Here is a 20,120-nt window from a genome sequence, read left to right as displayed (position 1 = left end):
TGTTTGCTTGTCAACAGGCGAACCGCCCGCCATCCTCCATCAACCGCCACAGGCCTGGGGTGCATGCCATGACTCACAGCTTCCGTCTTTTCTTGCTGGTGCTGACCCTGGCGGGCCCGGCCCTGGGGCAGCTTCCGGTGGAGACAGGATCCTTCCGCAATTTCATGGGAGGCGTGGAGGCAGCCTGCGCTTACGACAACTGGATCTCCCACATCTCGGAGGGGATCGCCCGGCCGGGCTACAACGTCTACGCGCCCAGCACCCTGGATCCCCAGACCACCGGTTTCGGCTCCTTCGAGGTGCTGCTGGACAATGCCCACGGCAACGCCGTGCTGCAGCTCTTCGCCGACCTGGCGGACAGCCTGCTGCAGGGGCGGGGCGAGGGTGCCCTGGCCCGCCTTCAGGAGGAACCCACCGTCGACTACGAGCTGGTCCTCTTCCAGGACACGGAGACGGGCCGCAGTTTCCACGTCCTGCGGGAGCTGCTGGACCTCAGCTATTTCGATGCCAACAACACCGGCACGGCGGATGACGTGGCAGGATCCTTCCACCATGGCTGGGGCATCTTCGTCTTCGCCATCGACGCGCCACGGCCCCATTGGATGGTCCAGGCCCCCCACCCCAACGACGACTATCCCAGCCCCTACATCGCCACGGAGGTGTTCCTGCAACATGGGGCCGGCCTGCTCATGATCAACGGCGCCGGCCGCGAGGTGGCCTACACGGGCAATCCCGGCGCCTACACCAACGGCGCCTCCCTCTCCGATCCCTCCCGCAATTGCCTGACCCCCTTCGCCACCATCCATGAGCGGACCGTGCTCCACTGGCGCGGCCAGGACCTTTTGGAGCGCACCATCCAGGTGCACACCTACGACGACCTCTCCCACCGGGACCTGAAGAGCGCGGTCCTCTCGGGCGGGCGCACCCGGCGCCTCAACCACGCCCCCATCTACGACACGGGCAATGGCCCCACCGGCCTGCTCAACAACCTGCTCCACCCCGTCCACGCCGCCAACAGCTTCGGCTTCACCCACAACGCGGTGGCCCTGGCCGACTATGTGTCCACCCAGTCCCTCAACACCATCCGCGTGGACGGGGGCCAGGCGGGGCAGGAAATCACGCTCAGCATCTCCCCCGACCTCTGGGGCTGGCCCAACAGCTGCCAGGAGGTGGATTCCCATCCCGCCGGCTTTCCCGATTGCCACACGGACGAGGCGTGGATCCACGCGGAGTTCGACGAGCTGCCCACCATCAGCCACACCCGTGGTTTCAGTTTCTGGTACCAGACCAGCAGCGGCACACCGGTCACCTGGGAAAATTTCAGCCGCAGCCGCACCTACTTCGCGCCCATGTTCGCAGCCTTGGCCCAGGCCGAGGACAGCCTGGCCGCCAGCTTGCCCACGGCGGCGCCCACCGATCCGGCCAACCTGGCGGTGGCGGAAGTGGCGGTGGACGCCCTGCGCCTGACCTGGACACCGCTTTGGAGTTCAAACTTCGAGACCTACGAGCTGCTGGCCGATCCGTCGGGCGTGATCACTCCCGACGCCCTGGTCTTCGATCAGGAGGAGTTCGAGGCCTTCTGCTGGGCGCCCTTGAACTCGGTCTGGGTGGGCGGCCTGGATTACCAGACCACCTATGCCCTGGCCCTGCGCGGGCGCGACCAGGAAGGGCGGATCTCCAACTTGAGCAATGTGGCGACGGGCATGCCCGACGATCTGGAGCCGCCCCTCTTCCAAGCCCGCTACCCGGCCGGCCACAGCCGTTTCTGGGTCCAGCCGGGCGGCGGTCCGGTCCAGGTGCGTGTCTGGGACGAGCATCATCTGGTGGACCTGTCAAGCCTGCAGGTGCGGGTGGACCAGAACGGGAACGGTTCCTACGACGGGACGGAGTCGTGGATGTCCGCTGTCCAGAGTGGCTTCTCCGCCGACACGACGGTCACCGTGGTCGTTCCAGTCTCGGGGACGGGCATCAAGCGGCTGGAGTTCCGCGCCCACGACAACCAGCACGCCATCTATGGGTGTTCGGGGTCGGACGACACCTGTGGCATCGGCGACGACTGGCGGGTGGGCGTGGACGGCACGGCGCCGGCCCTCTTCACCGGGCTGGCCCTGGCCGGGTTGCCCGCCACGGGGAACATCATCCTCTCCTGGCCGGCCCAGAATCCGGACAGCACCTTCCTCACTTACGAGATCGCCCTGGCCCCCGCCCCCTTCTCCAGCTTCAATGATGCCGCCGTGCGCTACACGCGCACCCAGCTTTCCACCTTGGGACAGCCGGCCATCACGGGCATCAGCCTGCCCCCCCAACCCTGGCCGGGCGACAGCCTGTGGATCCGCGCCCGCGCCGTGGACGCGGCCGGCAACCTGGGCGCCGGCTCGGCGACCCTCGCCTTCCGCTACTATTCGAGCAGCTGGTTGGATCTGACCTTGAGCGCCAGCCTGCAGATGCCCACCCTCCAGCTCAGCTGGCAGTGGGAGGCGCTGCGGCCGGGCATGACCGTCAGCGGGTGGTGGCTGCACCAGGTGGAGGATCCCTGGCAACGGCCGGACGATGGCACGCGCCTCTTGTTCACGCTTGAGCCGCAGGCCACGCTGCCCATTGCCGGTCTCATGCCGGGCCGCTTCTTCCGGGTGACGGCCGACCTGCTCTTCCAGGTGGCGGCCCAGAGCGCCGCCGAGGTCGACCAGGCGCCATCGACGGTCCTGCAGGCCGCCTGGGCGCCCCGGCCCTACCTGCCGCCCGGTCCGTCGCTGCCTGAGGACAGCCGATGACAAGCGTCCGGCCTGCTCGGGCGCAGGTCGGCGGCTTTGCTTTGGGCGGCCTTGCATCTTCGCTGGACGAACCCTACTCTTTGGCTCCCCTTTTGTCCGGATTCCCCCGAGGTCGGGTTCCTGGCGCGGGGCGACTGGCATAACTGGAGGAAGCGGAGATGGCCAAGGTCCAGAAGTTCGTCGCCAAGGCGGATGCGCATGATCGGCCGGTGCTCAAGGTGACGATGGAGAAGACCGAGAAGGGCACCTTCAAGGTCAAGAAGGAGATCGTCTACGTGACCAAGGACAACGAGAAGGACATTCTCGGCTGATCCGGCCCTTATCGTTCGAGTGTTCGGGCCTGGAGACAGGCCCTTTTTTTCGATCAGCGAGGTCTTCCCATTGCAATTCAACAAGTTTGCTTACAAGAGAGGTTGAGTTGACAGACATCGATTCAGTTGGTCGACCTTTGTGGGTTACATCGGTTATCAGATGTTGATTCCAAGATCTAATGGGTTTATTGGCAAGATGTTGGCGGGACTGGAATGGAGCTGATGAGTCGGAAGAGATTCATCCTGCTCGTCCTGGACGGGGTGGGTGCCGGTGAATTGCCGGATGCCGCCCTCTTCGGCGATGCGGGAGCCAACACCCTGGGGAATCTGGCCCGCCATCAGGGCGGACTGGCCCTGCCCAACCTGCAGGCGCTGGGACTGGGCAAGATCCTCGAGCTGCAAGGCGTGCCACCGGTGGCCGCGCCCCTCGCCTCCTGGGGGCGGATGGCGGAGAAGTCCATGGGCAAGGATTCCACCCTGGGGCACTGGGAGCTGATGGGCCTGGTGACGTCCACGGCGCTGCCCACTTACCCTCAGGGTTTCCCGGGGGAACTGGTCTCCGCCTGGTGCCGGGCGGCCGGCCTGCCCGGCGTCCTGGGGAACTGCGTCGCCTCGGGCACGGAGATCATCGAGCGCTTGGGCGCCGAGCACCTCGCCACCGGTCGGCCCATCCTCTACACCAGCGCCGACAGCGTCTTCCAGGTGGCGGCCCATGAGGAGGCTTTCGGGCTGGAGCGCCTGCTGGCGGCGTGTCGCATCGCCCGCGACCTCTTGCAGGGCGAGCACGCGGTGGCCCGGGTGATCGCCCGTCCCTTCCTCGGCTCCGCCGGCTCCTTCGCCCGCACGCCCAACCGCCGCGACTTCAGCCTGCCGCCCTGGGCGCCCACCGCCATCGACGCGATGGCCGCGGCCGGGGTGGAGGTGGTCTCCATCGGCAAGATCCGGGACCTCTTCGCCGGAGTGGGCATCGAGCGCGCCCTCGGCGCCAAGGGCAACGATGAGGGGCTGGACCGCCTGGAGGAGCTGCTGGACCAGGGCGGCGACCGGCGGCAACTCATCCTGCTCAACCTGGTGGACTTCGACATGCTGTGGGGCCACCGCCTGGATCCGGCGGGCTTCCGGGGCGGGCTCGAGGCCTTCGACCGCCGCCTCCCCGACCTGCTGGGGCGCTTGGGTGAAGCAGACCTGCTGATCATCACCGCCGACCACGGCAACGATCCCACCGGCAGCTCCACCGACCACAGCCGGGAGTACGTGCCCCTCCTTGCCTATCGGGCCGCTCGGCCAGGCCGGCCCCTGGGCCGGCGCGCCTCCTTCGCCGACGTGGGCGCCACCCTGCGGGAGTGGTTCGGACTGGCGGCTGCGGACGCGGGAGTCTCCTTCCTGGGCGACATGGCCTGAACCCGGTCCCGCCCCCGCGCCGTTCATGGCGGGGCTGCCGCTCGGTCACAGCTTGCAGCGGGCGGTGGGCTGTGGCACATTCCTGACCGGCAACCAGCAGGAGAAGCATCATGACCCTCGGTCCCGTCTCGGCCCATCTGCGCCACCACTTCCGCCACTTCAACGCGGCGGCCCTCATCGACGCCGCCGACGGCTACACGGCCCACCTCGATCAGGGCGGGCGCATGCTGGTCTCCCTGGCCGGCGCCATGAGCACGGCCGAGCTGGGGCTCAGCCTGGCCGGGATGATCCGCCAGGGCAAGGTGGACATCATTTCCTGCACCGGGGCGAACCTTGAGGAGGACCTCTTCAACCTGGTGGCGCACCGTCACTATGTGCGGGTGCCTCACTACCGGGACCTGGCTCCCGCCGACGAGCAGGCCCTGCTTGAACGGCACCTCAACCGCGTGACGGACACCTGCATTCCCGAGGAGGAGGCGATCCGCGTCCTCGAGCGGGCCGTGCTGGAGGAGTGGCAGGGCGCCGACCGCGAGGGGCGCAGCCACTTCCCGCACGAGTTCATGTACCGCCTCATCCGCAGCGGCATGCTGGCCGACCGCTACCAGATCGACCCGCGGGACAGCTGGCTGGTGGCCGCCGCCGAACGCGACCTCCCCATCATCGTGCCGGGCTGGGAGGACAGCACCCTGGGCAACATCTACGCGGCCCACTGCATGAAGGGCGACGTCAAGCGGGTCCACACCGTGCGGACCGGCATCGAGTACATGACTTTCCTGGCCGACTGGTACCGCCGCACCGCCTACGAGCACAGCGTGGGCTTCTTCCAGATCGGCGGCGGCATCGCCGGGGACTTCCCCATCTGCGTCGTGCCCATGCTCGAACAGGACATGGCGGAGGAGAGCACGCCGCTCTGGGGCTACTTCTGCCAGATCAGCGACTCCACCACCAGCTATGGCAGCTACAGCGGCGCCGTGCCCAACGAGAAGATCACCTGGGGCAAGCTGGGGCTGGACACGCCGCGCTTCATCATCGAGTCGGACGCCACCATCGTGGCGCCCCTCATCTTCGCCCTCGTCCTCAACCAATAGGAGCGGCCATGCAGCTGGGCAGGGTGATCGGCACGGTCTGGGCCACGCGCAAGGACCCCAAGCTGACCGGCATGAAGTTCCTGGTGGTGCGTCACCTGGATTTCGACTACCGGGAGAAGGAGGCCCACACCGTGGCGGTGGACAGCGTGGGGGCCGGCGTGGGCGAGGTGGTGCTGATGGCCGCCGGCTCCAGCGCGCGCCTGACCATCTCCACCGACGGCACGCCGGTGGACACCGTGATCATGGCCATCGTCGACCGCGTGGACTTGGACGGCCCGGCCATGGCGGCGGGCGGGAGATGAAAGATTAGTTTTCGATATCGATATCGATATCGATCCCGATCCCGATCCCGATCCCGATCCCGATCCCGATAGCGATAGCGATAGCGGTAACTGTAACGGTAGCGATCCTGATGGCGACGATGGGAGAGCCATGAATCTGGCGAGAGTGGTGGGCAGGGTCTGGGCCACGCGCAAGGCGCCCGGGCTGGAACAGGCTGCCCTCCTGGTGATCCAGCCCGTGGACGGAGATGGCCGCCCCGAGGGCGCCCTCCTGGCGGCGGTGGACCTGATGGGGTCCGCCCGCGGCCAATGGGTCTACTTCGTGGCTTCCAAGGAGGCGGCCCTGCCCTTGCCGCACGCATTGACACCGGTGGATGCCACCATCGTCGGGATCGTGGATCACGTGGATCGTTGAGGACGGCGGCCGTCCGGCTCAGGTGATGGTCTTCACCAGGACGATGCGCATGCCGCGTTCACTAGTCTCCACCCGCACCTCGTCCATCAAGTGGCGGATGATGAGCAGGCCGCGGCCGGAGATGTCCAGCAGGTGTTCCGGCTCGGTGGGATCAGCCTGAGGCGTGTCGGGCAGGCCGTGGCCCTCGTCGCTGACGCTGAGTTCCAGATAGCGGCCTTGCCGGCAGGGGGCGACGCGCGCATGGAGGCGGACGCTCAGGTCCCGGCGCTGCTGGTTGCCATGGAGGATGGCGTTGTTGGCCGCCTCCGTGCCGGCGATGATGAGATCCCCGGCCTGATCGTCGGTGAGGCCCAGGTCGCTGGCGATGGCGCTGAGGAAGGCCTCGACCAGATCGATGGCCGCCGGGTCCGAGGGGATGCACAGGCTGCGCTCCATGATGGGCAAGAATAGCATTCTTTTCGGGGGCAGGCCCCGGGGCAGCCCCCAACCGCGGAGGTGATCATGCGGATCTTCCAGTTCATCCTGTTGGCCCTGGCGGCCCTGTCCGCGGCCGCGTCCTCCGCCGCCCCGCCGGACGGATTTGACGAGGAATCCTGGATGAAGTCCCATCTGGCGGCCTGGCAGGGCCGGCTCCGGCCGGAGCGGACCGCCCGCTTGGACGACCGCATCGATCTGGCCTGGGTCGACCTCGCCCTGGCGCCCGATCTTGTCACGGGTTTTCTGGCGGGCGAGGCCACCCTCTGCCTGCGCAGCCGGGAGGCCGGACTGCAGGAGGTGGCCTTCGACCTGCACGACAACCTGGCTGTCTCCCAAGTGGAGGGCGCCACCTCCTACAGCCACGCCGGCGATCTTCTGCTCTGCCACTTGCCCCAGCCCCTGGACAGCGGCGCCCAGGTCTGCTTGACCATTCATTACGCGGGCAACCCCGCCAGCGTCGGCTTCGGCTCCTACAGTCTGGGCAGCCACGGCGGGGTGCCCATCCTCTCCACCTTGAGCGAACCCAACGGCGCCCCGTCGTGGTGGCCCACCAAGGACGACCCCGCGGACAAGGCCGACTCGGCCCAGGTGCGCATCACCGTGCCGCTGGGTTTCACGGCCACCTCCAACGGCACGTTGGAGGTGGTGGACACGCTGGGGACGCAGCTCACCTGGCGCTGGCGGGAACGGCACCCCATCGCCACCTATCTCCTGTGCATGACGGTCACCAACTTCGTCGCCATCCACGACCAGTACATGGGGCTGGACGGCAGCCCCATGCCGGTCGTGCACTACGTGTGGCCCGAGCATCTGGCCAACGCCACCGAGGACTTCAACGTGACCGTGCCCATGATCGGCTTCTTCGCCTCGCGCTTCGGCGAGTACCCCTTCCTCGACGAGAAGTACGGCCACAGCATCTTCACCTGGGGCGGCGCCATGGAGCACCAGTGCAACACGAGCTACGGCCAAGTGCTCATCCGTGGCGACCATGCCTACGACTACATCGTGGCCCACGAGCTGGCCCATCAGTGGTACGGCGACCAGGTCACCTGCGCCGCCTGGGAGGACATCTGGCTCAACGAGGGCTTCGCCACCTACGCGGAGGCGCTGTGGAAGGAACACCTGGGCGGGCACGCCGCCCTCGTCCAGCACATGACCACCCGCTGCTTTGTCACTGATCCCAGCGGCCCCATCTATGATCCGCCCTCCACTTTCAACGCCAACACGGTCTACCGCAAGGGTGCCTGGCTGCTGCACATGCTGCGCGGCCAAGTGGGGGACAGCGCTTTCCTCCCCCTGCTGCACGACTGGGCGCAGGGGCCCTTCTCCTATGGCTCGGCCCACGTGGCCGACTTCACGGCCCATGCCGCCGCCTACACCGGGCGCGATCTGACGGGGCTGTGGAACGGCTACCTCTACGGTACGAACCGCCCCAACTATCGATGGGACTGGCGGGCGCGCACTGTGGGCGGATTGCCCGTCTGCGAGCTGCGTGTGCGGCAGAACCAGGCGGAGCCGCCCTTCGACCTGTGGCTGCCCTGGCGCATCACGGCGGGCGGGAGCCTGGATCGCCAGGTGCGCAACCACCTGCGCCTGCAGGGCCATGTGGTGGTGACGGGGCAGGCGCCCAGCGCCGTCCAGCTGGATCCCGACGACTGGATCCTGGAGACGAAGGGTCTGGCCAACTGGAACGGGGCCCTGCGGCACCTCGCCTTGCTGGCCCGCCACGCCGACGGTGCCGTTCCCGCCCCGGGCCTGGTGCGGGCGCGCTGCGGGACAAGCCCCGGCGCCGGCGACTGGCGGCCTGGCCAGGAGCAGGGCGTGGTGGCGCTGGAACTGCGGGAGCTGGCCCCCGCCTGGAACGACGGCGACAGTCTGTGGATCGAGTTGGAGGGCCTGGACCCGGGCCGACCCGCCGAGCGGCTCGCTTTCGCCCTGGCGCCCGGCAGCTCTGATTGGCAGGATCTGGGCCTGCGCCAGTTGCAGACCCTGGCCGCGCCGGTGACGACGGCGACGTGGACGGCGGCAGGCCTGCGCCTGGAGTGGGCGGCTGTCCCCGGCGCCTGGGCCTATCGGGTGGAGGCCGCCGACGAGCCCTGGCCCCAGCTCTGGCAAAGCCTGGGCGAGACGACGGGGACGGTGTGGCAGGAGGCGCCGGTCCAGGAGCGCCGCTGCTACCGGGTGGTGGCCCTCACCTTGCCTTGAACCAGACCATGTCGATCAGAAACAGGGACGGAGTACGGAGCATGACCTGGATGGCACCTTGTCGCGGGGCGGAATTCCGGCCGGGGCCCTTGCCGGCCGGGATGGCGTCCGGCTGCGGCGGGCCTGACTCCCGCCGCTTTGACCAGGGGCGGCAGGGAGTGGCGGGGCGATGATCCAGTTGACCCGCCTCGCCGTCCGTTTCCCCGACAAGGTGCTCTTCGAGGACCTCAGCTGGCGCATCCTGCCCGGCCAGCGCATCGGCCTGGTGGGGGACAACGGGGTGGGCAAGACCACCCTCATGCGCATCCTGGCCGGCGAGCGGGAAGCGGACGAGGGGCAGCTGCACCTGGCGCCCCGCATGCGTGTCGGCTACCTCTCGCAGACCTTCAGTTTCTCCTCGGACCTGCCGCTGCTGGAACTGGTGCTGGAGGCGGCCGGCGACGTCCGCCAAGTTGAGCGGGAGATCGCCGAGACCCGCCTGGCCCTGGCCGGCCTGGGGGATGATGACGAGGATCAGCCCGCCCTGCTCGCCCACCTGGGCCATCTGCAGGAGCGCTTCGAGCACGCGGACGGCTGGCGCCTGGATTCCGAGGCGCGCCGCATCCTGCAGGGCCTGGGCTTCACTCCCCTGGACGCCGAGCGGCCCCTCAGCCAGTTCAGCGGCGGATGGCAGATGCGCGCCGCCATGGCCCGCCTCCTCCTCGCCGCCCCCGACCTGCTGCTGCTGGACGAACCCACCAACCACCTGGACACGGACGCCCTCGAATGGCTGGAGCGCTTCCTGCGCTCCTACGACGGCACGGTCATCACCATCAGCCACGACCGCTTCTTCCTTGACCGCACGGTGACGCAGGTGGCCGAGATCGCCCGCGGCCGGCTCACCCTCTACCAGGGCAACTACAGCCGCTACCGCGAACTGAAGGAGGAGCAGCAGGCCCGGCGCGCCGCCGAGGCGGAGCGGATGAAGGGGCGGATCGAGGAGATGCAGCACTTCATCGAGCGATTCCGCTACAAGTCCACCAAGGCCCGCCAGGTGCAGAGCCGCGTCAAGCAGCTGGAGAAGCTGGCATTGCCCGAGGTGGAGCGGGAGGAGCGGGGCGTCCACTTCCGCTTCCCGGCCTGCGAGCGATCAGGCGACGTGGTGCTGGAGTTGAGGGGCCTGGCCATGGACTACGGCCAGGGACCTGTCTTCCGCGACCTGGACCTGCTCCTCAAGCGGGGCGAACGCGTGGCTCTGACGGGGCCGAACGGGGCGGGCAAGTCCACCCTGGCCCGCATCATCTCCGGGCTGCAGCAACCCTCCGCCGGCCAGGTCCGCTTGGGACACAAGGTCCAGCTGGACGTCTACACCCAGGAGGTGGAGGACCAGATGGACTCCCGCCGCACGGTCCTGGAGGAGCTGGCCAGCCACAACCAGGGTCTGGGCCAGACGGAGCTGCGCAGCCTGCTGGGGGCCTTCCTCTTCGGCGGCGACTCCGTCTTCAAGCGGGTCGAGGTCCTGTCCGGCGGCGAGAAGAGCCGCCTGGCGGTGGCGGGCATCCTGCTTGACAAGTGCAATTTCCTCGTGCTCGACGAACCGACCAACCACCTGGACCTCAAGGCCAAGGACATGCTGCAGCAGGCCCTCTCCTCCTTCGCCGGGACGGTCCTGGTGGTCAGCCACGACCGCTACTTCCTGGACAGGGTCGTCACGCGGGTGCTGGAGCTGCGCCAGGGCCGCCTGCTGGACCGGCCCGGCAGCTACAGCGAGTTTGTCGCTTGGCGCGACGAGCTGGAGCGGCAGGAGGCGGGGGAGACGGCGCGCCGGGCGGGCGCGCGCGCGACGCAGGCGGCCTCCGAGGGAAGCCCGGCCGCCCGTCCGCGCGGCCGCGAGGAGCGCAAGGCGGCCACCGAGGAGAAGATCCGCCGGGGCCGCCTGCTGCGCGAGGCGGCCGGCCGGGCGGAGGAGTTGGAGGCGGAGATTGCCCGCCGCGAGGCCCGCCTGTTGGAGCTGGAGCAGGCCCTGGCCCGCGAGGAGATCTGGAACGATTCAGAGAAAATGAAACAGGCCTCCACCGAGTACGCCCGGGTCCGTGAGATCGTCAAGGGGCTTTATCCGCGCTGGGAGAAGGCGCTGGCCGAACTGGAGGAGGTCCGCGCCGTGCTGGAGGCGGAGCAGGTGGCGCGGCCGGGAGTGGATCAATCAAGGGGGATGGCATGAAGCGCGTGATCCTGGGCATCTTCATCGGCCTGCTGCTGGCCTTGGGCCTGCTGGTGGGCGGCATCTGGGGGCTGGTGCGCCTGGCCGGCCGCGGCGAGCTGGAGGTGCCGTCCCAGGCCCTCCTCGTCCTGGACTGGAGCGGTTCCCTGCCAGGGCATCAGATCAGCCCCATGGACGCCAACCTGGGCACGCCGGTCACCCTCAGCCGGGTGACCGAGGCGATCCGCCAGGCGGCGTCGCGGCCCGAGATCCAGGCCCTCCTCATCGACCGCCACCTCGAATTGCCCCGCGAATACCTGTCCGAACTGGATGCCGCCGTGGCGGAGTTCCGCCGCCAGGGCAAGCCCGTGCTCGCCCACAGCGAGCTGGGCATCGGCACCTCCTATCTGGCGGCCTGTCTGGCGGACGAGGTGGCGCTCAGCCCCTCCGTCTCGGGCGGACTCGTCCTGCCCGGACCCCGCGTCAGCCTGACCTACATGGCCGATGGCTTGGCCAAACTGGGCATCAAGGTCCACGTCCTCCATCAGGGCGAGGCCAAGGGCTTCGGCGAACAGTACGCCCGGCAGGAGATGAGCGCCCCCGTGCGGCAGAACCTGGGCGGGCTGGTGGACGATCTGCTGGCCGAGGAGCTGCGCTGGGTGGGCAGCCGGCGCGGAGTGGACGCCGCCCTGCTGCACGCGGAGCTGGTCCGGCCGGAGCGCCTCTGGCTGACGCCCCAGGAAGCGGTCGAGTTGGGTCTGGCCGACACGCTGCTCAGCCGCCCGGCCTGGGAGGATCGGCTGGAGGAACGATTCCCTGGCGCGCGCCGGCTTTCCCTGAGCAGCTGGATCTCCTCGCGCCGGATGATGCCCACCCCCGGCCGCGACCTCACCCCTGACGTGGACAACCACATCGCCGTCCTTTGGGCGGAGGGGAGCATCGTGCCCGGGATCTCCGAGAGCGCCCAGGTCCAGATCCAGTCCCGCGCCATGATCGAGGCGATCCGCGCCCTGGCCGAGGCGGACGCCGTGCAGGCCGTCGTCCTGCGCGTGGAATCGCCCGGCGGCAGCGCCCTGGCCGCCGAGGAGATCTACCAGGAGCTGGTGAAGCTGGGGGAGCGCAAGCCCCTCTGGGTGTCCGCCGGACCGGTGGCCGCCTCTGGCGGCTATTATCTGGCCGTGCCGGGGCGTCAGCTGTGGATCAGCCCCTTCAGCGTGGTGGGATCCATCGGCGTGGTGGGCCTGCTGCCGGACTTGTCCGCCGGCGCCAAGCGCCTGGGCCTCAATCCCCAGGTCGTCGCACCGCTGCCCGCCGCCCGCCTGGGCAACCTGGGACACCCGGTGGAGGCTGCCACCCTGGCCGCCATGGAGAGCCGCATGGCGCTCATTTACGGCGAGTTCCGCTCCCGCGTGCTGGCGCACCGTCCCTTCAGCGAGGAGCAGTTGGCGCCACTGGCCGGTGGACGAGTTTGGGCGGGCCGTCGCGCCGTGGAGCTGGGCCTGGCCGACCACTTGGGCAACCTCCAGGATTGCCTGGGTTCCCTCCAGGCCGAGCTGGGAGGCCGGGACCTGCCCGTGCGCCACTATCCCCGGCAGAAATCCTTGCTGACCTTGCTGATGGAGGGGAGCCTGCGGCCGCGCGACCTCCTGCCGGGAGCGGCCCTCGGCCCTGCCGTGCAGGCGCTGGGCGGCGGCGACCTGGTCAGCGTCCTGGAGCGGGAACCGGCCCGCCTGGCCGATCCGCGCTGGAGCCTGCGCGCCGAGCTGCCCCTGCGCCTGGAATAGGGGGCGAAGGGGATCAAGACTTTTTCGCGCCTGTCGATATGAGACCCGACGCCGCCGCCGGCCAGGGAGGACTAGCGGGGCCGGGGGAGCAAATGCGGGGCGGCCGTGGAAACTCGACAGGTCATATCCCATGCCTCGGGCGCGAACCAGATCATCTTTTTCGACGATCGCCGCCTGGTGCTGGGACTTGGCCAGGTCATGCTGCCCCTGACCCAGCGCTCCCTCGGACGGCTCTCCGAGCTGATGCTGACTGTCGCCCGCGACTTCGAGCGCCACGCCCGGGACGGCCGTGTCTACATCCACGGGGACACCTTCGTCCTCCGCCTGACCCAGGTCGAGTTCTTCGACCTGCTGTCCGTTGTCAGCCAGGCCCTGGGCTGGCTGCACTCCCGCCAGCAGGGGCTGCCCAGCTGAAGGGCCGACGCCGGGCGGACCATCCCTGTATCACAGCCAGCTTGTTCACGGAGGCCGATTTCGCTACTCTCAGGCCTGCCGGGAAAGCGAGGGCGCGTGAAGGAGGAAGCATGTCCGGACATTCCAAATGGTCCACCATCAAGCGGAAGAAAGGTGCCCTGGATGCCAAGCGCGGCAAGATTTTCTCCAAGCTGATCAAGGAGATAACCGTCGCGTCGCGCATCGGGGGCGGGGACGAGGACGCCAATCCGCGCCTGCGTCTGGCCTTGATCAAGGCCCGGGCCAGCAACATGCCCTCCGCCAACATCGAGCGGGCCATCGCCAAGGGCACGGGCGAGGCTGACGGCGTGCACTACGAGGAGATCACCTACGAGGGTTACGGCCCCGGCGGCGTGGCCTTCATCGTCGAGTGCATGACCGACAACCGCAACCGCACGGTGGGCGAGGTGCGCCACGCCTTCTCCCGCAACAACGGCAACATGGCCGAGAACGGCGCGGTCTCCTGGAATTTCGAGCGGGTGGGCTTTGTGAGCGTGGCCAAAGGCGCCACCAGCGAGGACGACCTGATGATGATGGTGATGGACGCCGGCGCCGAGAGCATCGAGGACGGCGAGGACGTGTGGGAGATCTACTCGGCGGTGGACGCCATGGAGGCCGTGCGCCAGGCCGTCCTGGACCAGAGACTCGAGGTCAAGGAGTACAGCCCCACCCTCAAGGCCAAGACCCTGTGCAAGGTGGAGGCGGAGGACGCCCGTCGCATCATGAAGCTGATCGACGCCCTGGAGGACCTGGACGATGTCCAGGAGGTCACCACCAACTTCGACGCCGACGAGGCCGTGATGGCCGGCCTCGAATAGGCGCCGGCATGCGCGTGCTGGGCATCGACCCGGGCCTGGCCCGCACGGGCTACGGCCTGGTGGACGGCATCGGCGGCCGCCTGCGCAGCATTGATTACGGGGTCATCACCACGGCGGGGGACTTCCCGGACCGCCTGGTCCAGTTGTTTCGGCGCGTGTCCGAACTGGTGGCCCTCCATTCCCCCGACGCCCTGTCCATCGAGCAGGTCTTCAAAGGTCCCAATGTGCTCTCCCTGGTCAAGCTCGCCCATGCCCGCGCCGCGGCCATCCTGGCCGCCGGCCAGCGGGGGCTGCCCGTCGCCGAGTACACGCCCATGCAGATCAAGCGGGCCGTCACCGGCCACGGCGGCGCCGACAAGACCCAGGTCAACTTCATGATCACCCAGGTGCTCGGACTGGGCCAGCCCCCCCGCCCCCTGGACGCCAGCGACGCCCTGGCCGCCGCCATCTGCCACCTCAACCGCGCCGGCCGTCCGCTGCCGGCGGGACGCTGACATGTACGAGTACCTGCGCGGCCGGGTCGAGCAGCTGACCCCCACCCAGGTGGTGCTGGAGGCGGGCGGCGTGGGCTGGGACCTGGCCTGCAGCCTCAACACCAGCCGCCGCCTGGAGCGGGGCGCCGAAGCGCGCCTCTGGGTCCATTTGTTGGTGCGCGAGGATCTGCTTGCCCTGGTCGCCTTCCACAGCAAGGGTGAGCGCGAACTCTTCCGCGACCTGATCTCCGTGGCCGGGGTGGGTCCCAAGGTCGCCCTCGCCGTCCTGTCCGGCCTGGAGGAGCAGGATCTGCTGGAAGTCGTGCGCAGCGGCCAGGTGGAGCGGCTCACCCGCGTGCCGGGGATCGGACGCAAGATCGCCGAGCGCCTTCTGCTGGAATTGAAGGATCGCTTCGAGAAGCGCCACGGTCCCGCCGGGGCCGGGGGCATAGTCGCCCTGCCCGCTTCCCCGGCCGGGGCCGATGAGCCGCGGCGGCAGGCCCTGGAGGCCCTCCTCGCCCTTGGGTTCAAGCCGGCCCCGGCTGAACTGGAGCTGGGCAAGGCCCTGGCGCGCTGGCAGTCAGGTGGCGGCGAGGGCGAGCCGGCGGTGGAGGCCTGGCTGCGGCTGGTGCTGCAAAAATAGAGGCATGGCATGGCCGACTTCGAGGATGACTCCCGCATCATCTCCACCGCCCTCGCCCCGGAGGACCACCAGGAGGGCGCCCTGCGCCCGGAGCGCCTGGACGATTTCGTGGGCCAGGAGCGGCACCGGGAAAACCTGCGCGTCTTCATCGAGGCGGCCCGCCAGCGCGGCGAGGCCCTCGACCATTGCCTCTTCCATGGTCCGCCCGGCCTGGGCAAAACCACCCTCGCCCACATCCTGGCCCGCGAACTGGGCAGCCAGATCCGTGTGACGAGCGGTCCCGTCCTTGAGAAGCCGGCCGACCTGGCCGGCCTCCTCACCAACCTGAACGACCGCGACATCCTCTTCGTCGACGAGGTCCACCGCCTGGGCAAGGTGGTGGAGGAGTACCTCTACCCGGCGATGGAGGACTTCCGCCTGGACATCCTGCTCGATCGAGGCGCCGCCGCCCGCAGCGTGCAGCTGGGCCTGCCCCGTTTCACCTTGGTGGGCGCCACCACCCGCGCCGGCCTGCTCTCCAGCCCCTTGATGGCCCGCTTCGGCATCGTCGTCCACCTGGAGCACTATTCGCAGGAGGAGCTGGCCACCATCCTGGCCCGCAGCGCCCGCCTGCTCGAGATCGACCTGGCGCCCGAAGCGGCCCTGGAGCTGTCCGGCCGCTGCCGGGGAACCCCCCGCATCGCCAACCGCCTGCTGCGCCGCCTGCGGGACTTCGCGCAAGTGAAGGGGGAGGGACGGGTCACGCTGGACATCGCCCGCTACGGCCTCGAGCGGCTCGAGGTGGACGAGGCCGGTCTCGACCGCCTGGACCGGCGCTTCTTGGGCATCCTCATGGAGCACTTCCAGGGCGGGCCGACGGGCCTGGGCACCCTGGCCGTCGCCCTGGGCGAGGAGGAGGACACCTTGGAGGAAGTGCTGGAGCCCTTCCTGGTCAAGGAGGGATTCCTGCAGCGCACGCCGCGCGGTCGCGTGGCCACGCCCAAGGCCTGGACCCACCTGGGTCTCGGCCCCCGCCCCTCGTCCGGCGAGGCGCTCCTGCCCTTCTGAGACGGCCGGCCCGGACGGAATGGGCGGCCGCGGGCGGTCGGCGGCTCGCTGTTGGGGGAGTCTTTGGGATAAATGCTTTAGCACTGTATGTGACGGCTTGTAGGATCCACAAATCGACCATTCACTTCACGCCGCTTCGCAATCCTTACCTTGATCCGCCGTTGTTCGCCTGCCGGAGGCCGTCCGGCGCGCTTTGCCCGCCCGTGTCGGGGCGGGAGGAGCCAAGCAAGGAAGCAGCCATGCGTCTCTCCGACTTCAAGTACCCCCTGCCTGAGAAGCTGATCGCCCAGGAGCCGCTCAAGGAGCGCGACAAGTCCCGCCTGCTGGTGCTGGACCGCGCCAGCGGACAAGTGGAGCACCGCCTCTTCAAGGACATCGTGGAGTTCTTCGGCGAGCACGACGTGCTGGTGGTCAACGACACGCGCGTGGTCAAGGCCCGCATGACGGGCTACAAGGAGAAGACCGACGCCGAGATTGAAGTCTTCCTGCTACGCGAATTGAACGAGAACATGTGGGAGATCATGGTCAAGCCGGCGCGCAAGGTGCGCATGGGCAACACCATCACCCTCCAGGAGGGGATCACCTGCGACATCATCGACAACACCACCTCCGGTGGCCGGGTGGTGCGCGTCAATTATGACGGGGACTTCCACAAGATCATCGACAAGTACGGCACCGTGCCCTTGCCGCCCTACATCAAGCGCACGCCGGACAAGAAGGACGAGAAGAACTACCAGACCCTTTTCGCCAACGAGGAGAGGGTGGGAGCGGTGGCCGCCCCCACGGCCGGACTGCATTTCACCAAACGCCTGCTGGGCCGCCTGGAGAGGAAGGGCGTGGCCGTCGTTCCCATCACCCTCCATGTCAGCCTGGGCACCTTCCGGCCTGTCAACGTGGAGGATCTCACCCGCCATCGCATGGACAGCGAGCACTACATCGTGACCCGCGAGACGGCGCGCGCGGTCAACGACCGCATCAAACTGGGCGGCAAGGTGTGGGCGGTGGGCACCACCGTGGCCCGCACCCTGGAGACCGTGGCGCGCTTCAACGGCGGCATAAATCCGGACAAGGGCTGGACGGACAAGTTCATCTACCCGCCCTACGAATTCAAAGTGGTGGACCGGCTCATCACCAATTTCCACCTGCCCTCCAGCACCCTGCTCATGCTGGTCTCGGCCTTCGCCACGCGGGACCAGATCATGGCCTCCTACAAGGCCGCCATCAAGGAGAAGTACCGCTTCTTCAGCTATGGCGACGCCATGCTCATCCGGTGAGCGGCGCCCCGGGCAGACCCGCCCGCGTCGCCATCGTGGTGACGGCGGGGGGCAGCGGCCGCCGCATGGGGGGCAATGGACCCAAGCAGTTCCAACCCCTGGCCGGCCGCCCCGTGCTGGCCCACTCCCTCGCCGCCGCCCTGGACTTCGGAGCGGAGGCCCATCCCGCGGTGGAGCTTGTCTCCCTCTTGTTGACCCATCCGCCCGCCCATGGGGAACCCACTCGGCAGGTGATGGAGGAGGTTCTGAGGGCGGACCGGTGCCTGGCCCCGGGCTTCCAAGCCCGCTGCCTGGCCGGCGGTGCCACACGCCAGGAAAGCGTGCGGCTCGCGTTGGAGGCGCTGCCCGCCGATCTGGATGCCGTCTTCGTGCATGACGGTGTTCGTCCCCTGGCCACCGCCGCCCTGTATCATCGGCTGTGGGAGGCCCTGCGCCGGGAGGATCAAGCGGTGGGTGCCGTGCCCCTGCGCGTCTCGGACGATACGCTGAAGGAAGTGGAGGCCGGCGGCGGCTGTCTCCGCGTGGCGCGCACGGTGGATCGAGAGCGGGTCGTGGCCGTGCAGACGCCCCAGCTCTTCCGCTGGCCCGATTTGCTGGAGTGGCATCGACTGGCCGCGCGGGAGGGCTTCACGGGGACCGACGACGCCTCGCTGGCCGAGCGGCATGCGCCCGGGCGGACGGTGCTGGCGGTCGAGGGCGGACGGCGCAACCTGAAGATCACCCGCCGGGAGGATCTGGCCATGGCCGAATGCTGGCTGCGTGAGGACAAGGATTCCGGCCCCGGCCTTCGCGTCGGCCAGGGTTTTGATGTCCACGCCTTCGCCGACGGGCCTCCCCTCGTCCTGGGTGGAGTGCCCCTGCCCGGCGAGCGGGGCCTGGCCGGGCACAGCGACGCCGACGTGCTGCTGCACGCCATCACCGACGCCCTGCTGGGGGGGGCGGCGCTGGGCGACATCGGCTCCCACTTCCCGGATGCGGACGAGCAGTGGCGGGGGGCGGACTCCTGGGACTTGTTGCGGGAGGTCGGACAGCGGGTGCGGGCCGCGGGCTTCCGGCCGGTCAACGTGGATGCCACCGTCATCTGCGAGCGGCCCAAGGTGCGGCCCCACGTCGGGGCAATGCGGGTCCGCATCGCCGCCGCCCTGGACCTGGCGGTGGAGTGTGTCAATGTCAAGGGCACGACCACGGAGGGACTGGGCTTCACCGGACGGGGCGAGGGGATCGCCGCCCAGGCCGTCGTCCTGCTGTCGCCAGCCGCCCCGGACAAAATCTAGGCGCGACAGTCGCGACTGCCGCGCCCAGAGTGCCGCGCGAATCGTGGAGGTCTTCGCGCTATCCCGCGGTTGGCCCACCACGGGGCGAATCGCCACCGTCGCCTTCGGCCAAAGGCTTCGGCCCTCGATTCGAGACCACTATCGGAACCTGGGAAAAAAGCTTGAGGCCCTTTCGCAGATTTTCCGACGCAGGCTCTACCGCCCGCCCTTGGCTTCGTTGTCACCCGCCGCCACCAGCCCCTCCACCTGGGCGTAAAGCTCGTCGAGGTCGACCTGTCCGCTCCAGCGCTTGAGCAGTCGCCCCTTGTGGAAGAGAAGGACGGTGGGCGTGCCACGCACCTTGAACTGGCTGACCGTGCCGCCGTTGGTCTGGGCATTGGCCCGCGCCAGGCGCAGGCGGTCGGGGAAGTCGTCGCGCAGTTGGTAAAGCAGACCGGACACGGTCCGACAGCCGCTTCACGTGTTGGAATAGAACTCGGCGATGACGGGCCTGCTTTCCTGTTCAACCACCAGCTCCAGCATGCCGTCGCGCAGCTCGTCCGGGCGGCCGTCCAGGCCGATCAGCTTTTTCAGGAAGCGCATGGTCTCGACTCCTCCATTTGCCTGGGCTCATCGCAATCGGCTGCTGGAAACATGGTGAAGCCGGGGCAAAGTCCTGCCACGGCTGGCCCATGCCGGACAGGGGGCTGTGCCAGTCAGAAGTTGTTGACGATGAGGGGTGCAAGGGCGGGGAGGGGCGGCCTTCGACAGCTTTTTCTCACGGGCTTCCTCCTTTCCGCGAAAATGGCAGCGTGTTCAGGGATCTTTTGAGAGCAACCAGCATTGGCCCCGGGCGGGAGGGGGGTGGTGGGAGGGAGACACCATCATTTCGGAATTCGGCATGACAATCCTCTGCCGCCAATCGGGCCTGGGCCTTTGCTGGACGTCGCGCCCAGGTCGAGATGGGATTCGTGGACTTTTCGCAGCGAGACATGGTGGCATGTGTCCGAGCGCTGCGCAGAGCGGGCCGAGTGGGATGGAGTGAAGAGCCCAGCGGGCAGGTCCGACAGCTGCAGGCCCCCATGGACGAAGGGGTGCCGGTGATGGGAGCGGGGCCGGACAGGTCAGGCGTCGTAGCGTCCGCCTTCCCGGCATGGGACCGGTTGACGCCCTGTCCGCGCTCACCAGGCCCTCGTCCGGGCGCTCCCATCTGCTACCTTGTGGCGGAAACAGGTCGATGCCTCGAA

General features: G+C 68.6%; 19 protein-coding genes. 16 read left to right on the top strand and 3 right to left on the bottom strand.

Going from position 1 to position 20,120, the window contains the following annotated elements; all coding sequences use genetic code 11:
- The first annotated feature begins 68 nt into the window (after positions 1-68).
- The 6 genes from Q8O14_13725 to Q8O14_13700 all read left to right on the top strand — a co-directional run bounded on the left by Q8O14_13725 (position 69) and on the right by Q8O14_13700 (position 6,267).
- Entirely contained in the window at positions 69-2,771 is a 2,703-nt protein-coding gene (locus Q8O14_13725; protein ID MDP2361785.1) for a hypothetical protein, read from the top strand.
- A 158-nt stretch (positions 2,772-2,929) separates the two neighbouring features.
- A complete protein-coding gene (locus Q8O14_13720) occupies positions 2,930-3,082 on the top strand; it encodes a hypothetical protein (GenBank protein MDP2361784.1) in 153 nt (50 codons plus the stop codon).
- 222 nt (positions 3,083-3,304) lie between these two features.
- Positions 3,305-4,483, top strand: coding sequence for a phosphopentomutase (locus Q8O14_13715; GenBank protein ID MDP2361783.1), 1,179 nt, complete (start codon positions 3,305-3,307; stop codon positions 4,481-4,483).
- Positions 4,484-4,593: 110 nt separating this feature from the next.
- Positions 4,594-5,571: a deoxyhypusine synthase family protein gene (locus tag Q8O14_13710; GenBank protein ID MDP2361782.1), complete on the top strand. Its 978-nt coding sequence runs from the start codon at positions 4,594-4,596 to the stop codon at positions 5,569-5,571.
- 8 nt (positions 5,572-5,579) lie between these two features.
- The gene (locus Q8O14_13705; protein ID MDP2361781.1) at positions 5,580-5,873 is read left to right on the top strand and encodes a EutN/CcmL family microcompartment protein; all 294 of its coding nucleotides are present in this window, start codon (positions 5,580-5,582) and stop codon (positions 5,871-5,873) included.
- Positions 5,874-6,003: 130 nt separating this feature from the next.
- Positions 6,004-6,267, top strand: a complete 264-nt coding sequence (locus Q8O14_13700; protein ID MDP2361780.1) for a EutN/CcmL family microcompartment protein — start codon at positions 6,004-6,006, stop codon at positions 6,265-6,267.
- A gap of 18 nt (positions 6,268-6,285) precedes the next feature.
- Here Q8O14_13700 and Q8O14_13695 read toward each other — a convergent pair whose 3' ends face one another.
- A complete protein-coding gene (locus tag Q8O14_13695; protein MDP2361779.1) occupies positions 6,286-6,702 on the bottom strand; it encodes an ATP-binding protein in 417 nt (138 codons plus the stop codon).
- 66 nt (positions 6,703-6,768) lie between these two features.
- Here Q8O14_13695 and Q8O14_13690 point away from each other — a divergent pair, with 66 nt between their 5' ends.
- The 10 genes from Q8O14_13690 (at position 6,769) to ispF (ending at position 18,894) form a co-directional block, all read left to right on the top strand.
- Positions 6,769-8,949, top strand: coding sequence for a M1 family metallopeptidase (locus Q8O14_13690; GenBank protein MDP2361778.1), 2,181 nt, complete (start codon positions 6,769-6,771; stop codon positions 8,947-8,949).
- A 169-nt stretch (positions 8,950-9,118) separates the two neighbouring features.
- Positions 9,119-11,149 carry an ATP-binding cassette domain-containing protein gene (locus Q8O14_13685; protein MDP2361777.1) on the top strand — a complete coding sequence of 677 codons (2,031 nt, stop codon included), beginning with the start codon at positions 9,119-9,121 and terminating at the stop codon, positions 11,147-11,149.
- Complete coding sequence (locus Q8O14_13680) at positions 11,146-12,912, top strand: S49 family peptidase (GenBank protein ID MDP2361776.1); 1,767 nt, start codon at positions 11,146-11,148, stop codon at positions 12,910-12,912. Before Q8O14_13685 ends, Q8O14_13680 begins: the two co-directional genes overlap by 4 nt.
- A 105-nt stretch (positions 12,913-13,017) precedes the next feature.
- Complete coding sequence (locus tag Q8O14_13675; GenBank protein MDP2361775.1) at positions 13,018-13,326, top strand: hypothetical protein; 309 nt, start codon at positions 13,018-13,020, stop codon at positions 13,324-13,326.
- Positions 13,327-13,436: 110 nt separating this feature from the next.
- Positions 13,437-14,183 carry a YebC/PmpR family DNA-binding transcriptional regulator gene (locus Q8O14_13670; protein MDP2361774.1) on the top strand — a complete coding sequence of 249 codons (747 nt, stop codon included), beginning with the start codon at positions 13,437-13,439 and terminating at the stop codon, positions 14,181-14,183.
- A gap of 8 nt (positions 14,184-14,191) precedes the next feature.
- Positions 14,192-14,677, top strand: coding sequence for a crossover junction endodeoxyribonuclease RuvC (gene ruvC, locus Q8O14_13665; protein MDP2361773.1), 486 nt, complete (start codon positions 14,192-14,194; stop codon positions 14,675-14,677).
- 1 nt (position 14,678) lies between these two features.
- Positions 14,679-15,299, top strand: coding sequence for a Holliday junction branch migration protein RuvA (gene ruvA, locus Q8O14_13660; protein ID MDP2361772.1), 621 nt, complete (start codon positions 14,679-14,681; stop codon positions 15,297-15,299).
- 9 nt (positions 15,300-15,308) lie between these two features.
- The gene (ruvB, locus tag Q8O14_13655; GenBank protein ID MDP2361771.1) at positions 15,309-16,346 is read left to right on the top strand and encodes a Holliday junction branch migration DNA helicase RuvB; all 1,038 of its coding nucleotides are present in this window, start codon (positions 15,309-15,311) and stop codon (positions 16,344-16,346) included.
- A gap of 239 nt (positions 16,347-16,585) precedes the next feature.
- A complete protein-coding gene (gene queA / locus Q8O14_13650; GenBank protein ID MDP2361770.1) occupies positions 16,586-17,620 on the top strand; it encodes a tRNA preQ1(34) S-adenosylmethionine ribosyltransferase-isomerase QueA in 1,035 nt (344 codons plus the stop codon).
- Entirely contained in the window at positions 17,617-18,894 is a 1,278-nt protein-coding gene (gene ispF, locus Q8O14_13645; GenBank protein ID MDP2361769.1) for a 2-C-methyl-D-erythritol 2,4-cyclodiphosphate synthase, read from the top strand. Before queA ends, ispF begins: the two co-directional genes overlap by 4 nt.
- 195 nt (positions 18,895-19,089) lie before the next feature.
- Here ispF and Q8O14_13640 read toward each other — a convergent pair whose 3' ends face one another.
- Together Q8O14_13640 and Q8O14_13635 are read right to left on the bottom strand one after the other, a co-directional pair.
- Positions 19,090-19,335 (bottom strand): thioredoxin family protein, encoded by a 246-nt coding sequence (locus Q8O14_13640; GenBank protein MDP2361768.1) that lies wholly within the window; start codon positions 19,333-19,335, stop codon positions 19,090-19,092.
- 15 nt (positions 19,336-19,350) lie between these two features.
- Complete coding sequence (locus Q8O14_13635) at positions 19,351-19,476, bottom strand: hypothetical protein (protein MDP2361767.1); 126 nt, start codon at positions 19,474-19,476, stop codon at positions 19,351-19,353.
- Positions 19,477-20,120: the final 644 nt, after the last annotated feature.

It is taken from the genome of bacterium, from assembly GCA_030685015.1.
Taxonomy (GTDB): domain Bacteria; phylum CAIWAD01; class CAIWAD01; order CAIWAD01; family CAIWAD01; genus CAIWAD01.
The sequence above is the reverse complement of the archived record's forward strand: the minus strand, read 5'-3'. Positions and strand labels throughout refer to the sequence as shown.

What these genes read in the sequence shown, in the direction of transcription:
- Q8O14_13725 (MDP2361785.1), top strand. Translation starts at nt 69, where the DNA reads ATGACTCACAGCTTCCGTCTTTTCTTGCTGGTGCTGACCCTGGCGGGC.
- Q8O14_13720 (MDP2361784.1), top strand. Translation starts at nt 2,930, where the DNA reads ATGGCCAAGGTCCAGAAGTTCGTCGCCAAGGCGGATGCGCATGATCGG.
- Q8O14_13715 (MDP2361783.1), top strand. Translation starts at nt 3,305, where the DNA reads ATGAGTCGGAAGAGATTCATCCTGCTCGTCCTGGACGGGGTGGGTGCC.
- Q8O14_13710 (MDP2361782.1), top strand. Translation starts at nt 4,594, where the DNA reads ATGACCCTCGGTCCCGTCTCGGCCCATCTGCGCCACCACTTCCGCCAC.
- Q8O14_13705 (MDP2361781.1), top strand. Translation starts at nt 5,580, where the DNA reads ATGCAGCTGGGCAGGGTGATCGGCACGGTCTGGGCCACGCGCAAGGAC.
- Q8O14_13700 (MDP2361780.1), top strand. Translation starts at nt 6,004, where the DNA reads ATGAATCTGGCGAGAGTGGTGGGCAGGGTCTGGGCCACGCGCAAGGCG.
- Q8O14_13695 (MDP2361779.1), bottom strand. Translation starts at nt 6,702, where the DNA reads ATGGAGCGCAGCCTGTGCATCCCCTCGGACCCGGCGGCCATCGATCTG.
- Q8O14_13690 (MDP2361778.1), top strand. Translation starts at nt 6,769, where the DNA reads ATGCGGATCTTCCAGTTCATCCTGTTGGCCCTGGCGGCCCTGTCCGCG.
- Q8O14_13685 (MDP2361777.1), top strand. Translation starts at nt 9,119, where the DNA reads ATGATCCAGTTGACCCGCCTCGCCGTCCGTTTCCCCGACAAGGTGCTC.
- Q8O14_13680 (MDP2361776.1), top strand. Translation starts at nt 11,146, where the DNA reads ATGAAGCGCGTGATCCTGGGCATCTTCATCGGCCTGCTGCTGGCCTTG.
- Q8O14_13670 (MDP2361774.1), top strand. Translation starts at nt 13,437, where the DNA reads ATGTCCGGACATTCCAAATGGTCCACCATCAAGCGGAAGAAAGGTGCC.
- ruvC (MDP2361773.1), top strand. Translation starts at nt 14,192, where the DNA reads ATGCGCGTGCTGGGCATCGACCCGGGCCTGGCCCGCACGGGCTACGGC.
- ruvA (MDP2361772.1), top strand. Translation starts at nt 14,679, where the DNA reads ATGTACGAGTACCTGCGCGGCCGGGTCGAGCAGCTGACCCCCACCCAG.
- ruvB (MDP2361771.1), top strand. Translation starts at nt 15,309, where the DNA reads ATGGCCGACTTCGAGGATGACTCCCGCATCATCTCCACCGCCCTCGCC.
- queA (MDP2361770.1), top strand. Translation starts at nt 16,586, where the DNA reads ATGCGTCTCTCCGACTTCAAGTACCCCCTGCCTGAGAAGCTGATCGCC.
- Q8O14_13635 (MDP2361767.1), bottom strand. Translation starts at nt 19,476, where the DNA reads ATGCGCTTCCTGAAAAAGCTGATCGGCCTGGACGGCCGCCCGGACGAG.